This window comes from Sphingobium sp. (genome assembly GCF_049304695.1).
GTDB lineage: Bacteria > Pseudomonadota > Alphaproteobacteria > Sphingomonadales > Sphingomonadaceae > Sphingobium.
The window spans coordinates 76,837-93,546 of record NZ_JBAQOK010000072.1 but is presented as its reverse complement, the minus strand read 5'-3'; the positions used below and the strand labels follow the sequence as shown (position 1 = coordinate 93,546).

General features: G+C 63.9%; 11 protein-coding genes. 8 read left to right on the top strand and 3 right to left on the bottom strand.

Annotation, left to right across the window (positions count from 1 at the left end; all coding sequences use genetic code 11):
* Positions 1-78: 78 nt before the first annotated feature.
* Entirely contained in the window at positions 79-2,178 is a 2,100-nt protein-coding gene (locus WA070_RS12280; protein WP_422634206.1) for a transglycosylase SLT domain-containing protein, read from the bottom strand.
* Between the two features lie 99 nt (positions 2,179-2,277).
* Here WA070_RS12280 and dapA point away from each other — a divergent pair, with 99 nt between their 5' ends.
* The 8 genes from dapA to WA070_RS12240 all read left to right on the top strand — a co-directional run bounded on the left by dapA (position 2,278) and on the right by WA070_RS12240 (position 10,241).
* Positions 2,278-3,156 carry a 4-hydroxy-tetrahydrodipicolinate synthase gene (gene dapA, locus WA070_RS12275; RefSeq protein WP_422634205.1) on the top strand — a complete coding sequence of 293 codons (879 nt, stop codon included), beginning with the start codon at positions 2,278-2,280 and terminating at the stop codon, positions 3,154-3,156.
* Between the two features lie 61 nt (positions 3,157-3,217).
* Positions 3,218-3,700, top strand: a complete 483-nt coding sequence (gene smpB, locus WA070_RS12270) for an SsrA-binding protein SmpB (protein WP_422634204.1) — start codon at positions 3,218-3,220, stop codon at positions 3,698-3,700.
* Positions 3,700-4,308: a DUF2062 domain-containing protein gene (locus tag WA070_RS12265; RefSeq protein WP_422634203.1), complete on the top strand. Its 609-nt coding sequence runs from the start codon at positions 3,700-3,702 to the stop codon at positions 4,306-4,308. The genes smpB and WA070_RS12265 overlap by 1 nt, the downstream gene beginning before the upstream one ends.
* Positions 4,309-4,357: 49 nt before the next feature.
* The gene (locus tag WA070_RS12260) at positions 4,358-6,793 is read left to right on the top strand and encodes an ATP-binding protein (protein WP_422634202.1); all 2,436 of its coding nucleotides are present in this window, start codon (positions 4,358-4,360) and stop codon (positions 6,791-6,793) included.
* 88 nt (positions 6,794-6,881) lie between these two features.
* Positions 6,882-7,241 (top strand): response regulator, encoded by a 360-nt coding sequence (locus WA070_RS12255; RefSeq protein ID WP_422634201.1) that lies wholly within the window; start codon positions 6,882-6,884, stop codon positions 7,239-7,241.
* A gap of 99 nt (positions 7,242-7,340) precedes the next feature.
* Complete coding sequence (gene recA, locus WA070_RS12250) at positions 7,341-8,414, top strand: recombinase RecA (RefSeq protein WP_422634200.1); 1,074 nt, start codon at positions 7,341-7,343, stop codon at positions 8,412-8,414.
* Positions 8,415-8,751: 337 nt separating this feature from the next.
* On the top strand, positions 8,752-9,537 hold the full coding sequence (locus WA070_RS12245; protein ID WP_422634199.1) for a transglutaminase-like domain-containing protein: 786 nt from the start codon (positions 8,752-8,754) through the stop codon (positions 9,535-9,537).
* An 8-nt stretch (positions 9,538-9,545) separates the two neighbouring features.
* Complete coding sequence (locus tag WA070_RS12240) at positions 9,546-10,241, top strand: GNAT family N-acetyltransferase (protein ID WP_422634198.1); 696 nt, start codon at positions 9,546-9,548, stop codon at positions 10,239-10,241.
* 45 nt (positions 10,242-10,286) lie between these two features.
* On the opposite strand, the gene WA070_RS12235 is transcribed toward WA070_RS12240, so the two are convergent.
* Positions 10,287-14,498 carry a translocation/assembly module TamB domain-containing protein gene (locus WA070_RS12235; RefSeq protein ID WP_422634197.1) on the bottom strand — a complete coding sequence of 1,404 codons (4,212 nt, stop codon included), beginning with the start codon at positions 14,496-14,498 and terminating at the stop codon, positions 10,287-10,289.
* A complete protein-coding gene (locus tag WA070_RS12230; RefSeq protein ID WP_422634271.1) occupies positions 14,498-16,630 on the bottom strand; it encodes a BamA/TamA family outer membrane protein in 2,133 nt (710 codons plus the stop codon). The genes WA070_RS12235 and WA070_RS12230 overlap by 1 nt, the downstream gene beginning before the upstream one ends.
* Between the last annotated feature and the right edge of the window lie 80 nt (positions 16,631-16,710).

Sequence of the window (16,710 nt, the reverse complement as noted above, 5' to 3'; positions counted from 1 at the left end):
CTCGCTTTTTTATCAACGTTGGATCGAAGAAGCGGGATCCCGGATCAGGTCCGGGATGACGAGGGTGATGCGTGAGCTTTAACCCGGCGTTTGCTTGCCCAGATAGCGGCTCAGCACTGCCGTAGTCCCCCGGAACTTCGCCCGCTCCGGGTTCATCGCTTCATAGACGACCGCGTTTTCCAGCACCCGCTGCACATAGTTGCGGGTTTCGAACAGCGGGATCTGTTCGATCCAGCGCAGCATGTCCGCGCCCGGCATGCGCGGGTCGCCATTGGCGCGCAGCCATTTGTTCACATTGCCGGGGCCAGCGTTATAGGCCGCGACGGCCAGCGGATAGCTGCCGCCATAATAGTCGAGCATCCGTTGGAAATAGCCCGAACCCAGCATGATGTTGTAGCTGGGGTCGTTGAGCGAGGCGGGGTTGTAGCCCAGCCCCAGCTTGCCCGCCTGCTCCCGCGCAGTGCCGGGCATCAGCTGCATCAGGCCGCGTGCGCCGGCATGGCTGACGATCTGCTTGTCGAACTGGCTTTCCTGTCGTGCGATGGCATGGACCATCGTCCAGTTATATTGCGCGGTCGGCGGCACCGGCACGCGCGGGAAAGCGGCGCTGCCATAGCCCGTCAGGCCGCTCGACACGGCGCGGCGGCCGACCATCACGCTCATGTCGGGGCGATTGATTGCCTCTGCCAGTTCGGCGGACAGGAAATGGTCGGCGTCGCTGTCGGCATTGTTGGCGATGGCGCGGACGAATTTGCTCTGGTCCTCCCAATAGCCCATCTGCCCCAGCGCCTTGACCGCGCGCACCACTGATCGCTGGTCGAAGGCGGCGCGTTCGGCGGCGGAAATCGGGACAGGACGCTCCACCGTGGCGGGCGCCGGGATCGGGCGGCCCAGCCGTTCCAGCGCCAGCTGGCCGTAAAACTGGTCGGCATAGGCACCTGCCTGCGCGAAATAGCTGTTGGCGGTGGCCGCGTCGCCGGACTGGAGCGCGGCGCGCCCCGCCCAATAATAGCCCTTCGACCGGGTCTGTGGCGACTTGGCCGCATCGGCATAGCGGCGGAACATGATGGCCGCGTCGGTGGGCCGATTGAGATTGTAGAAGGCCGTGCTGCCCGCCAGCCAGGCAAGGCTGGTATAATCGTCGCGTACGCCGATCGGCTGATCGCTGACATCGACGCCCGGCGGAACCGCATCGTCAATCTTGCTGGCGATGCCGTAAGCGAAGCTCCACTGGCTGTCATTGGCGGCGGCGCGCGCCTGATTGAGCAGCACTTCGTAGAATTTTTCCGCGTTCGCCGGGCGGTAGGTCAGCGCCGCGCGGTTGGCGAGATATTGGCGCGCGCCGACCCAGTTGCCGCTGTCGCGCATCCACAGCGCTTTGTCAGCGACGAAGCCCGCATCGTTAGCGCCATAGGGTTCGGCCGCCTGCATCAGCCCGGCGGCGTCGGGACTTTTGCGGCGCAGCGCGATGCGCGCCTGAAACACCGGGCGACGTGCGGGCGAGACATAGGCGAGCGAGCGTTCAGCGCCGGATATGTCGTTGCCCCACAGCAGCATGTCGGCGCGCTGTTCATGATCGGCAGGCGTCAGGCCAGTGCCGAACATCGACAGCAATCGCGCTTCGTCGCTGGGACCGAGCGATCCGCCGATCCACGCGCTGCGTGCCGCGATCCGTGCCTCGCCCATGCGACCAAGCTGCGCCAGCGCCATCGCATTGCGCGCATGGCCGGTCGCCGTGCGCGCGGGGAAGCGCGCGAAGAAAGCAGCGACCTGCCGTGGGTCGAAGCTGTCGGGATTGATCCCGCCCTCCGCCAGCCGCCGCATCCGGTCTTCGCCCGGCCAGCCGGGATTGGCGATGATGAAATTGGCATAGGTGGAAAAGCCCAACCCGTCGCTTTGCTGCAAGGCGCGCCACTGGTTGATGGTTGATACGATGGAAGCGTCGCTGGGCTGGCCGACACGGGCCGCGACCTGATTCCACTGGCTCGGCGCGCTACCCTGGCCGCCGCCCTGTCCGGGCAGCGGCTGCACCACCGCGCCGGGCGGGTAGGCGGGCGCGCCAAGCTGGGCGAGCGATTCGGTCTGCGCGCTGGCACCGGCGGCGAACAACAGGATGGCGATAAGGGGCATACGGATCAGATAACTTTCGATAATGGGTGACGTCGCCATGCTGGACATTATCGCAAATGCATCCTTATCACGCCCTGAATGACGCGCTATAGCGCGCCGCTTGACCGATTATGCCCCGGCCGCCCGGAGAATTGAAGGAGTTTAATCATGTTTTCCGGCTCGATTCCGGCTCTGGTGACCCCGTTTCGCGACGGAATGGTCGATGAGGCCGCTTTCCGCGCACTGGTGGACTGGCAAATCGCGGAAGGATCGAGCGCGCTCGTCCCCTGCGGCACGACCGGCGAGAGCGCGACCATGACGGTGGAGGAGCATAACCGGGTCATCGCCATCTGCGTCGATCAGGCAGCGGGCCGCGTGCCGGTGATCGCGGGTTGCGGGTCCAACGACACGCGCATCGCGCTCGACCATATGTATGCGGCGCAGGGCGCTGGCGCCAACGCTGCGCTGGTGGTCGCGCCTTATTATAACAAGCCCAATCAGGATGGCGTCTATCAGCATTTCGCCTATCTGGCCGAACGCTGCGACCTGCCGATCATCCTGTATAATGTGCCGAGCCGCACCATTACCGACATCGGCGTGCCGGTGATCCATCGCCTGTCCGAAGCCTATCAGACGATCGTCGGGATCAAGGACGCGACCGGGAATCTGGGGCGGGTCACCGCGCAACGGCTCGCCTGCCGCCCGGATTTCTGCCAGTTGTCGGGGAATGACGAAACTGCGCTGGGGTTCAACGCCATGGGTGGCAAAGGGTGCATTTCCGTCACCGCCAACGTCGCGCCGCGTTTGTGCGCGGAGTTTCAGGCGGCGTGCGCGGCCCATGACTGGGATGGCGCATTGGCGTTGCAGGATCGTCTCTATCCCCTGCACGACGCTCTGTTCAGCGATTCTTCACCTGGCCCGGTCAAATATGCGCTCACCCGCATACGGCCCGACATGCCCGGCGATCTGCGTCTGCCGATCACCTGGCCATCGGAATCAAGCCGGGCGGCGGTGGAACGCGCGCTGGAAATTGCAGGCCTCGTGTAAAGTCGTGGCCGGTGGCCCATATGTCGTGGCCCCATATAGTGAAGTGAGTAGTTAGACTGTCATGGCCCGCCCCCGTACCGCCACTTTCGACAAGAAGAAGATCGTCGCCGAAAACCGGCGCGCGAAGTTCGATTATTTTATCGAGGACGTGTTCGAAGCAGGCATTGCCCTGCAAGGCACGGAGGTGAAGGCGTTGCGCGGTGGCGAGGGCAATATCGCCGAAAGCTATGCCGAGGTTAAGGGCACGCAGGTGTTCCTGGTGAACAGCAACATCCCCGAATATAGCCATGGCAACCGCGAGAATCACGAACCCAAACGTCCCCGCAAGCTGTTGCTGCATGAACGCGAAATCGAAAAGATGCACAGCGCCGTGTCGCGCAAGGGCATGACTCTGGTCCCGCTGATGATCTATTTCAACAGCCAAGGCCGGGCCAAGATCGAACTGGCGCTGGCCAAGGGAAAGCAGAACCACGACAAGCGCGACGTCATCAAGGATCGTGACTGGAAGCGCGATCAGCAGCGCATCATGAAGGCGCACGGGTAATGAGTCATGGCGAGCATCGCGGGCGTCTGGTCCGTTGGTGGCACGCCAATGCCCCGACGCGCGAATCGCTGGAAAATAGCCGTTGCCTTGCGCCCGTCGCGCATCGTGTGCTGGAACCGTCGCTATGGCGCTTTACGCGCCGTTCGGTGCCGCGTGGCGTGGCGCTGGGGCTGTTCGTTGGGATATTCCTGCTGATCCCCGGCATCCAGATTGCGGGGGCCGCTCTGCTGGCGCTGCCGTTTCGCGCGAACATCCCGGTCGCCGCCGCCATGACCTTTCTGTCCAATCCGGCCACCACGCCGCTCATATTGTGGGCGTCGGTTTATATCGGCAACTGGATGCTGGGGCGCAGCGCCGACGCGTCGGGCTTCATGGCGCTGGTCGATGGTCATGCGTCGATCGGTCAATGGACCGCCTGGCTGGTGTCCGAAGCCGCGCCCGCTATGCTGCTGGGCCTCGCGATCATATCCGTCGTGTCGGCGATCGTCGGCTATGTCATCGCCGACTGGTTCTGGCGGCATCGCATGGGCCGCAAATGGCAGGCGCGTAAATTGAGGATTGGCAAGATCCATGAAAGCAGCGCATTGGAGGAAGTCGCTCCGGTCTGACGGTCGGCGCGTCGGATTTCGGTGTTAATGCAGGGGGTAAGGGCCGGTCATGGCCGCGCGGGCAAATAGCACACAGGATGCCTGGGCGACGCAGCCCACGTCGCGGATCGCCCTGCCACTGTTGCTGGTCGCGGCTTTGGTGTCGGCGGGCCTGCTGATCCACGCGACTGGCAGCTGGCCACTGGCCGCCGGTTTCGCTGCCGCCACCCTGACGATCGCGGCCCTTATGTCATGGTTCCGGCGGCTCTATCCTGCGGAGGCGGTCGCTGGCGAAGCAGTGCCGGACTGGACCGTGGCCCGCGCCGCCGCCGACGCATCCAGCATGGCGATCGCCGTAACTGATCGCGGCGGGCGGCTGGTGTGCGCCAGCGACCTGTTCGGCGAATGGTTTGCAGGCTTTCCCACCCCGCCCGGCGTATCGGGCGATGCAGCTTTGACCGAAAGCCTGTCTGCCGCCGCCCGCGCCGCATGGCGCGATGGCGAAGCGCGGGTGGAGGGCGTGGCGCAGGGCGCGTTGCGGCTCGACATCGACATTGCGCGGACGGGTCGGTCGGAGGATTATCTGCTCTGGCGCTTCACCCCCGTCCGCCAGCCCAGCGCGCTGGACGACGTGCATCGCTTCCTGACTGGCGAAGCCGGGCGGCAGATGGGCGAAGCAGGCATCATGGCCGTCATGATCGGCGGGGAAGGGCGCATCCGCGCTGCCAATGGCGCGTTCCTGCTGCGCGCGGCCGGACGGATCGACGCGAACATCACCGGGCGCGACTTCGCCGCCCATATGCGCGTAGATGACAAGGGGCGACTGTTCCTGGCGCGGGAGGAGCAGGGCGGCCTGCCGCTGCGCCTGTTGCAGGTGCCGTTGAAGCGCGCGATCCAGCCCGTCGGCACGCTGAACGGCGCACAATCCAATGCGCAGGACGGCCCGATGCTGCTGCTGCTGATCGACGAACCGGCGGGCGGTGGTGGCACGTCCGCGCTGTCCTACATCGAAACCCTGCTCTCGCTGCTGCCTTTCGGCCTCGCCATGGCCGACCGCGACGGGCGCGTGCTGTTCGTCAACAATGCCTTTGCCCGTGTGGCTGGCATCAAATCCGGGGACAAGCCCAGCTATCCCGGCGATCTTGTGGTGCGCGAAGATCAGGCGGCGGTGGCCGACGCGGTGCGCCGCTTTGCCGTGGGGCCGCAAATGTCCGGCGACATCGCCGTGCGCATGCGCGACCAGCCCGACGAGCCGATCGCGCTCAGCCTGGCAGGCGTGCGCGGTCTGGGCGAGGCGGCGGTACTGCTGTCGCTCAAGGACAATAGCGAGGAATCCAAGCTCAAGCGGCAGGTGGCGCAGGCGACCAAGATGCAGGCGATCGGCCAGCTGGCGGGCGGCGTCGCGCATGATTTCAACAATATTTTGACCGCCATCATCGGCCATTGCGACCTGATGCTGATGCGCCATACGCCCGGCGACAGCGATTATGACGACATCCAGCAGGTCAAGTCGAACAGCAACCGCGCGGCCGGGCTGACGCGACAATTGCTCGCCTTCTCGCGCCAGCAGACGTTGCGTCCGCAAATCCTGCAATTGCCCGATATCGTTGCCGACGTGTCCAACCTGCTCAAACGCCTGCTGGGCGAAAATGTGAAGCTGGACGTCAGCCATGGGCGCAATCTGGGCGCAATTCGTGCCGACCCCGGCCAGCTGGAGCAGGTCATCGTCAACCTGGCGGTCAACGCCCGCGACGCCATGCCCGAAGGCGGCACCGTCAATATCCAGACCTATGGCGTCCCCGCGATCAAGGTGCGCGAAATGCGCCAGCAGATATTGCCGGTGGGCGACTATACCGCGCTGCGCGTGTCGGACACCGGCCTTGGCATCCCGCCCGACATATTGTCGAAAATCTTCGAACCCTTTTTCACGACCAAGGAATTGGGCAAGGGAACCGGACTTGGCCTGTCCACCGTCTATGGCATCGTCAAACAGTCGGGCGGCTATATCTTTGCCGAATCCGAATTGGGGCGCGGGGCCAGCTTTGTCATCTACCTGCCCGTCTATGCCGGGGCCGACGCGGCGCTTCCCGCGCCGGTCAAGGTGCCGGTCAAGCGTGCCGAGACATGGGGCACCGGCACGATCCTGCTGGTGGAGGATGAGGATATGGTCCGCGCCGTCGCCGAACGCGCGCTGGCGCGGCAGGGCTACACCGTGCTGACCGCCTCCGATGGGGAGCAGGGGCTGGAGGTGCTGGCCGGCGACGTTGCCATCGACCTGCTCATATCCGATGTCGTCATGCCCAATATGGACGGCCCCACCATGGTCGCCCATGCCCGGCGCGCGCACCCCGACCTGCCGGTGCTGTTCATGTCCGGCTATGCCGAGGAACAATTGCGCAAGTCGATCGACATCGCCAACGTCGCTTTCCTGCCAAAGCCCTTTTCCGTCAGCCAGTTGGCCGAAGCGGCACGCGACGCGCTGGCGACGCGGCCTGCTGCGGACTGACGCTTGCGCTCGATCAAGGCGATAGGGCTGGGCAAGCGGCGATCGATACGGTAGCGGATAAAGCGTGTAAAACAGAGGACCAGTGGGCATGCCCGAAGCCAAGAGTATTTTGATCGTCGAAGATGAAGCGATGATCGGCATGATGCTGGAAGATTATCTCGATGCGCTGGGCTACAGGCTGCATGCCGTGGCCGCCAGCGTGGACGAAGCCTGCGCCCATGCACGCGAAGGCGGGTTCGACGCGGCGCTGGTCGATTGCAATCTTCAGGGTGAGAAAAGCTGGCCTGTCGCAGACATATTGGCCGACAGGGGCGTGCCGTTCGTGTTCGCGACCGGCGGCATGGCTGACGATCTGCCTCCCACCCACGCGGCCCGCCCGACACTCGCCAAGCCCTTCACCATCGGCGCGGTCGAACGCGCGCTGGGAAAAATATTAAACGCGGAATAGGAAATTTCCGTTCCCCTCTTGTTCTGGTAGAACAAAGAGGATACATCATGCCCAAGACGCCGATGGATTCGGTGGCTCCGCTTGACAGGAGGTAGGCTGATGACCGCAATGCTCTCACTCATCGATTCCAAGAAGAACGGGACAATGGACAGACAGAAAGCATTGGACGCGGCGCTCGCGCAGATCGACCGCGCCTTCGGCAAGGGCAGCGCAATGAAGCTGGGCAGCCGGGAGAAGATCGAGATCGAAGCGATCTCGTCCGGTTCGCTGGGTCTCGACATCGCGCTCGGCATCGGCGGCCTGCCCAAGGGCCGGATTATCGAGATTTACGGGCCGGAAAGCTCGGGCAAGACCACGCTGGCGCTGCATGTCATCGCCGAATCGCAGAAGAATGGCGGCACTGCTGCTTTCGTGGACGCCGAACATGCGCTTGATCCGGGCTATGCCAAGAAGCTGGGAGTCAACATCGACGAACTGATCGTGTCGCAGCCTGATACGGGTGAGCAGGCGCTGGAAATCGTGGATACGCTGGTGCGGTCCAATGCGATCGACGTGCTGGTGATCGATTCGGTCGCAGCGCTGGTGCCGCGTGCGGAAATCGAGGGCGAGATGGGCGACAGCCATGTCGGTCTTCAGGCCCGTCTGATGAGCCAGGCGCTGCGTAAGCTGACCGGCTCCATCTCGCGCTCCAAGTGCATGGTGATTTTCATCAACCAGGTGCGCATGAAGATCGGCGTGATGTACGGTAACCCGGAAACCACGACCGGCGGCAATGCGCTCAAATTCTACGCTTCGGTCCGTCTCGACATTCGTCGCACTGGCCAGATCAAGGATCGCGACGATATCGTCGGCAATGCGACCCGCGTGAAAGTGGTGAAGAACAAGGTTGCGCCGCCCTTCAAGCAGGTCGAATTCGACATCATGTATGGCGAGGGTATCTCCAAGTTGGGCGAAATCCTCGATCTGGGTGTGAAGGCAGGTATCGTCGAGAAATCGGGCGCCTGGTTCTCCTATGACTCCGTCCGCATCGGTCAGGGTCGTGAGAACGCCAAGACATTTTTGAAAGCGCATCCCGAAATGGCGGATCGTCTGGAACAGGCGATCCGGGGCAAGACCGAAGTGGTTGCCGAAGCGCTGATGGCCGGACCCGAAGCGGAGGATGATGACGACTGAGACGCCAAACGCCCGCCCGGCCGGATCAGTCGGGCATGGCATGGTGTAAGGTTCGTCCGCCTTTCGCTTCACGCACCGAAAAGGCCCGCCGCGACACCGATCGCAGCGGGCCTTTTACCGTCCGGGCCGCGTCGATCTTTGGATTGGGGTGACTGCCTGATCCGGAGCAACAGGCGGTTAGTGGCGCGCGAAATAAACGATCATCTGGTGCGACTGCCCCATCGGGCCTCTTGTGCAGTGCCTGCGCGCCAGCAATGCTTGCCTGCAACGTCGACAGGATTCGGAAAAGTCTGTCGCGCGTCTCCCCATCCTTTTCCCATTGGAAAGACCCACCGCAATGCGCGTCGAGATCGAGGCGATACTGGACTATGACTTCCCCGAGCCAGCCGACGTCCTGTTGGCGGTGGAGGCGGCCGCGATGCCTGACCAGCGGATCGTGGCGCAATCGCATATCATCAACAACGCCGGGCCGCTGACGAACAAGCGCGGCGGCAGCGGTATCGGGCGACGCACCTGGACACGCACCGGGGTTGGCCGGATGGTCAGCACTTACCGTTCGACCGTCGATGTCGATCGCCCAACGGTCGATCTTTCTATGCTCCAAACCAGTCCGCTCCCCAGCCTGCCCGAAGAAGTGCTGCCCTTCATCTGGCCCAGCCGCTATTGCGAGGCCGACCGGTTCACCAGCTTCGTGGGCGGCCACTTCCCCGATCTGGAGGGCGGCGCGCTGGTGCAGGCACTGGTCGATTGGGTCCATGACAATCTGGCCTATGTATCGGGCAGTTCCGATGGTTCGACCACCGCCGCCGACACCTTCGTCGCGCAACAGGGTGTGTGCCGCGACTACGCCCATCTTACCGCCGCGCTGATCCGTTCGCGCGACATCCCGGCGCGTCTGGTATCGGTCTATGCCCTCGGCCTAGACCCGCCGGATTTCCATGCGGTGGTGGAGGTCTGGCTCGATGGTGCATGGCATCTGGTCGATGCGACCGGCCTTGCGCCCGTAGAAACCATGGTCCGCATCGCCGCAGGCCGCGACGCGACCGACATCGCCTTCATGACCATCTTCGGCGGCGGCATGATGAACGCCCAGTCGATCACGGTGCGGCAGGTCGAGGACTAACGGCAAGCATGTCACCATTGATCCCCATGCCACCGGCCGATGTGCTTGATCGGCCGGTTTGGCATGCACTTACGGGACGGCAGGCGGCGTTGGCGGAGGGCGATGAACATGGCCTGCGTTTCGCGCCGGAATATGGGCCGTTCGCCGCGTCTCGTCATCCCGCCGAAGGGCTGGCCACGCTCGTCTCCCTGCCTGATTGCAACGCATTATGGCTGATGGAAAAGCGGCAGCCGACACCACCCCCTGGCTGGACGATCGCTAAAAGCGCTGAGTGCGTTCAGATGATCGCGCGATCGGTTATCCCCGGCGGCCGGGATTGCGCGTTCTGCGATTTGGGCGATGACGATGCCGCCGCGATGCTGGCGCTTGCGACGCTGACCCAGCCTGGTCCCTTTGCCAGGCACACGCATCGTCTCGGCCATTTCATCGGCATCAAACATGATGGCAATCTTGTCGCGATGGCAGGCGAGCGGATGAAGCCCGGCGGCTATACGGAACTGAGCGGGGTATGTTGCCATCCCGATTATCGCGGCCGTGGCTATGCCGGATATCTCATGCGCGTCATCGCGTCACGAATGCTCGATCGCGGCGAGATTCCGTTTCTGCACTGCTACGCAACAAACAAGGGCGCGATCGCGCTTTATGAAAGTCTGGGTTTTGCCATTCATCAAAGCATCACTGCGATCATATTGATGCCTGTCTGAGGCACAGGCAAGCATCCATACGTCCACTCTACCCGTGCCGCACCCTCAATAATCCTTCGAATAGCGCAGGTTTGCCGACGACCCGGCGTTGGTGCCGGTCTTCGACAGGATGCTCAGCGTCTTGGACAGCGCGATCTCCAGTTGCGTAGCGGTGAAGCCGCGCGAATCGGTCAGCACTTCGACATAGATATTGTTCGAAATATGCTGCCCCACCGCAAGCGAAGTCCCGCGCCCGGTCGTATCGTCACCCCCGACGATGCCGATGCGGTCGATGCCCGACGCGCCCTGCAACTTGCCCATCGGGTTCAGCCCGCCGCTACCGCCGCGCAGGCCGTTAAGCGCCGCCGCCAGTTGCACCGCCTGCATCGGCGACAGGTTGGCGACATTGTCCCCGAACAGGATGCGTGAGAGGATCTCGTCCTGTGGCAGGGTGGGCGTGGAGATGAAGGCAATGTCGGGCTGTTGTGCCGACCCGCTCACCTGAATGCCTGCGGTCACGGTATCGACCCGCGTCGTCGCCCTGATCGCCAGCACCGGGTTCAGCATCGGCCCGTTAAATGTGATGACGCCCTGCTCCAGATCGAACTGCTTGCCTGAAAAGCTGTAGCGGCCCCGGATCGATTCCAGCTTGCCGATGACGCGCGGATTGGCGGTGGTGCCGGTCACGCGCATGTTGGTTTTCCATTCGGAATCCAATCCCATGCCGGTGACGTAAATTTCATTGTCCGCCCGCACGCGAATGTCGAGTTTCCAGTCGGCTGGCTTGGCCGCCGTCTGCCGCGCGGCGATCCGCTGGGCGAGGGGATCGGTGCCGTCACTCTTGCGCCGGACGCCCTGCAACTGCCGGATTTCCGTGCCGCCCTGCCAGGCGAAGCGATAGCGGGTTTCGGGCAGCGACAGGTCGCCCTTGATAAGCCCGCCATTGGCCTTGTCATTGGTAATGGCCATTGTCCCGCTCACGACGCTGGTGATGTCCTCGCTCCGGGCCAGACGCGCGCGGTCCATCTTGACCGCGATGTTCATGGGGAAGCCGCTGTCGGCGGCCAGGCCGACTGTGCCGGACGCCTGTACAGTGCCGTCGCCCGCGCGCCCGGAAAAGTCGCGAATGTCGAGCCGATCGTTGGTGAAACGGCCATCCAGCTTCATCTGCGTGACGCGGGTGCCGAATGTTTCATTGTTATAGGTCAGCGCATTGGCGCGCGCGATTCCGTTGACGCGTGGATGGGCCAGCCGTCCGCTAAAATCAGCCGCCAGCGCCAGTCCGCCGCTCAACTGCTGATCGGCCAGTCCCGCGAAGGAAAAGAGCACGTCGGCTGGCCCGGCATAGCGGATGCCACCGCCCAGCGGCGCATTCTGCAACTGCTCGGCCCAACTCGCGCCCGATCCGGGTGGCGCAAGCGTGGCGACGAAGCGGCCCAGCGTCGCATTGCCCCGACGGATAAGCCCGCGCATGTCGCCGCCCGCGCTCGACAATTTGCCCTCCATGCTCATCGACACGGGATCGGATACCGCAGTCAGGCTTGACCGGCGGAAATCGGTGATGGCCAGACGCGTGGAGGCGGTGGGGAAGCCGCTGCCCTTTTGCGCATAGTCCAGCGACCCGGTCGCCTTGCCGCCGATGCCCAGACCCGGCGAAGCGAGATTGACGATGGCGAGATCGAAATCCTTGAACCGCGCCTGCATCGCGGTCGTGTCGCCAAAGCGCCCGGCCAGATCGACCTTGCCCTGTGGCAGCACCAGCGTAGCCGGTTCCAGCCGATATCCGGCCGGTTCGGTGCGGATGATCGCCGGGTTGGCGAGGCGGAAGGGGATGTTGCCTGCCTTCCCCTGCAAAGCCACGGCGTAGAGATTGGGGCGCAGCGCGGCGTTGGCGGCGATGGAGAAGGGCACGCCGCTCGACCCGTCGGCCACCAGTTGCGCCTTGCCACGACCGCCCTGATAATCGACCTTGGCGCGCGCCGTGCGCACCACATAGTCGCCATAGGCAGCGTTTGCGATCTGCGCGTCGGCGACGATACGCGGCTGGTCGGTCATGACCATGTTCGCCTTCACGATCGCACGACCGATGACGATGTCGGCGTCTCCGGGCAGCTTGGCATTGCTGGCCGTGGCGTTGAGGTCCACGCCCTGCGCTTTGCCCACGGCCGCCAGCCGTACAGCGCCATTGATGCCTGATCCGTTGAGGCTGAGCTGTCCGGTGAACGGCCCCGCCACGCTTTGTTGCACGGTGCCTGCCATATCGACACCGGCAAAGCGAGCGCGCGTAACGTCGATCGTCAACGGACCCTTGGCCGACCGGATCAGGATATTGGCGAAGAAGGGACCATAGGGCGACCCACCCGTCGTTTCGAGCCGATAGCCCGCCGCCTCGCCATTCAGCCTGGCGACGACATCGGTCAGTTGCACGCCGACATTGGGCCGCGCCGCGCGCAGCACCGCCTGGGGCCGTTCCATCGTGCCACGCACGGTCAGCGCCAGCGGGCCATATTGTCTGGAGGATGCGCGCGCATCGAACGCGACCTGGCCGTTGGTGTCGTAACTGCCCGATCCGCTATGGATGGTGAAATTGGGCGCCGCGCCTTTCAACCCGTCGAGCGTGAACCTGCCCTGCGGCGTCATGCCGATCCGCCCGCTGGCGATGGCGTTGCCGCCCAGGAAGTCGCGCACCGACGCATTTTCCCAGCGCGCGGTTTTCACCCCGAACCGGCCCGACAGGCCAAAGCCGCCCTTGGGTCCGGGCACCAGCTTCACGTCGGTGTTCAGGTTGACGATGCCGACGCCATCGATCTTATAATCATTGACCCGACCTTTCAGCGCTCCGCGATACAGGGCATTGTCGAGGTCGGCCAAAACGATGGCGGTCGCGTCGATCCGGTCACTGTCGATCTTGAGATTGTCGCTGATGAGCTTCCCGCCGGCATAAGCGAAGTCGCCCTTCACTTTCAGATTCTGGAGCAGTCCGCCCGCTGCGGCATTGAGACCCGTCACGCGGGTCGCGGTGGCGCTGACGGGAATGCGGATACGATCGGCGTCGATCACCGCGCGCCCGCTGGCTTTCAGATTTTCGATACCCGTCGCGTCGAATGCGATCGCTTTGGCCGTGATGTCATAGTCGATGAACGGCGTCGCCATCGGCCCGTCGAGGATGATGGAAGCGCGCACGTCCCGCCCGCGCACCTTTTCCATGATCGCGCCGGGCGTCAGCAGCGCGGCGTTGATACGCAATGCGCTGAACCGGCTGGTGCCCAGATCGACCAGACCCTGCGCATCGGCGGACAGGGCAGGGGAGCGCAACGTCCCCTTGATATTGACGCGCCGTTCGTTGAGGCCCGCGAACAGGTCCACGTCCAGTTGCGGCGCCGTCAGGCGATCGACCGTGCCAGCCAGCACCAGTCCGGGGCGCACCGGCCCCCTGGCGGTGAAATTGCCGTCACGCGCGGCCAAGGCGATGTTCGCCAGCTCGCCCTTGGGCGACGTTGCGACGATGCGTCCGTCCCACGCCTGCCACGTCCCCTTGCCATCCAGCGTCGCGGTCATGCCGTCGGTCAGGCCCGACATGGCGGCAATGACGCCACCCTTGGGCGCGGTCAGCGTCCCCTTCATCGACAGGCGGTTTTGCGACGGCACTGCGTCCAGACTGGCTTGCAACCGGTCGCCGCTGTCCACGATGGCGTCGGCGGACAGGATGGCGCGGCCATCGGCGATGTGGGTCACGCCGTCGATGGCGATCTCGCGCTTCTGCCCGATCACCGGCTTGGCCAGCACGAATTTGCCGATCTTCAGCCGATCGACGTCGATGTCGAGGTCGGGCAGGATCGGGGCATTGGGATCGGTCGGGGTCTGGTTGAACTGCGGACTGCGCGCCAGCACGACCAGCGGTGTTTCCAGCAGGCTGACGGCGATATGCTTGTTGATATATTGGAACGGCTTCCACACGACATGGACGCGCGGCGACACCGCAAACACGCCCTTGGGATCGCGCAGGATCAGGTCGTGGATCGTCATGTCGCTATAGATCGACCCGTCGATCCGCCCGACCTCTATCCCCATGCCGGATTCCAGTTGCAGTGCGGCGATCTGCTTGATGAGGAATTTTTTCCCCGGCTGGGTGTTGAGGCCCAGCAGCAGCCCGCCCGCCAGCACCAGCAATGCGACGATCAGGCCGACGACGCCGATCGCGACCTTTTGCCACATCGGGCGCTTGTCGCCGACTACGACAGTCTCGCCATCGAAAGGAAGGGCGTCGTCCTGCGCCATCAAAATGCCTGCCCTATGCCGATGTAGAGGGCGAATTTGGATTCGCCCGGTTGCCGGTTGATCGGCATGGCGATGTCCGCGCGGAATGGCCCGAAATTGGTGTAGAACCGCCCGCCAAGCCCCACGCCATAACGCATGTCGGAAAATTGCGGGATCGAACTGTTATAGACCTGCCCGGCATCCACAAATGCGACCACGCCATAATCGCCAAAGCGATAGCGGGTTTCGACCGCGAATTCATTGACCGACCGGCCGCCGATCGGGTCTGCGTTCACGTCCTTTGGTCCCAGTTCCTGATAGCCATAGCCGCGCACGGACCCGCCACCCCCGGCATAGATGCGCCGTGATGGCGGCAGATTGTCGCGCGACGTGCCGCTGATCGTGCCAAGCCGCGTGCGCCCGGCGATGACCAGTGCGTCGGATATGGGGAAATAGCCGGTCAGGTCGAACGTACTGCGCACATAGGGCGACACATTGCCCTGCAACGATGCTTCGGGCGACACGCGCAAATTGGCGCGGAAGCCCTTCGTGGGATTGAGCAGGTCGTTGGACCGGTCATAGCCCACCTGCACTGGCAGCGCGCCGATGAAATAGGTCCGGCGATCCTGCGCCCCGGTCGCCGCGTCCACCGTCGTCTGTTCGTTCGACAACAGGATTTCCGCGCCATAGGTATAGGTCCAGCGTTTCTGGAAGATCGGCGTGGACTGGCGCGCCCAACTCATGTTCAGGCCTGCGGTAAACGCTTCATAGGCGGCGTAATTCTGGTGATTGATCGACGCGCCTGCCTGAAACGTCTTGTCGCGCCTGCCCGCGTTCGACCGGCGGAACGTGCCCGACACGCCCTGTTCCTGCGTGCCCGCGATCACGCTGCCGATCAGCGCGCCTTCGGGCGGAAACAGATTGCGATGGGTCCATGTCGCTTCCGCGCGAAAGCCCTGACCCGTACCATAACCGGCCTCACCCGCCAGCGTGCGTGGCGGCCCGGCTTCCTGATCGACGTGCAGATCGACATATTCGGTCCCGTCCGGTCCCGGCTCGCCAGTCTTCACCGGATCGACCGATACGCTGGAAAACAGCCCCGTCGCCACCAGCGCCTTGCGCAGGTCATCCACCTTGCGGCTGTCATAGACCTGTCCCGGCTTGTAGCGGCGGATCACTTCCATATGATCCGCGCCGAACGCCTGATTGTCGCCGCTGGTGGTGATCTTGCGAAACGTGCCGCGCGGCCCGGTATCGACCGGCAGCGTATAGTCGCCCGTCACCGTTTTGGCATCGAGCAATATGTCGCGGTCGCCGATCTTGGCAAAGGCATAGCCCTGTTCGGGCAGGCGCAGTGCGACATTCGCCTCCGCCCCCTCGACCAGTGTCGCGACGATCGGATCGCCCGTCTTGAGCGGCAGGCTGTTGCGTGCCAGGTCTGGCGGCACGGTCGGACCTGCATTTACGATAATCTGTGCCAGCGTATAACGCTTGCCCGGCGTTACCGACACCACGGCTTTCAACGTGCCATCGCCATTCTGGTCGAGCGAGGCGAGCGCGGTCGCATCATAATAGCCCTGCGAATAGAAAAGCCGCACGGCCAGCTTCTCATCCTCGTTCGCGCGAGCCTGCACCATGGCGGCGGTCTCCGCCTTGCCCTTACCCTTGATGAGCGCGGATTCGGCGCGGAACTCGTCTTCCAGCTCGGTCTTGCCGAACCCGTCGATGCTGGTGGCATAGCGGATGTCGGGCTGCTTGGTCTCTGGCGTATCGTCGTCGGCGACGTTGGCAGGCACGGTCACGCTGTCCAGCGCGGGCAGCGGCTGGGCCAGTTCCCGCTCCTGCGCCGGTTCGGTGGCCGGGGGCAATTCCGTCGTCGTGCCGGTTTGCGGCATTTGCTGGTCGATCCAGCTATCGATCGAGGGCAGCGGGGCGGAAGCGGCGGAGGATTGCGGTGTAGCGCCCTCGACCTTGGGCAGGCGCGCTTCGAACTGATCGTCTGGCACGATCGGCTCTTCGCTGGCCGAAGCATCAGAGGGAAGGGCAGGATTGGATGGCGGCGTTGCAGTTTGCGCCATCAGTGGCAGGGGGGATGTTGCAGCGAGGATCAGACCCAGCATGTGCCGCACATGATGCGCCTGTCTTCTACTCATAATGCTGCCATGCCCCTTTACGACGCCAGCCACCACCATGCCCGACAAAGTTTCCATACGCCCAAACAGTTGCATCGGTT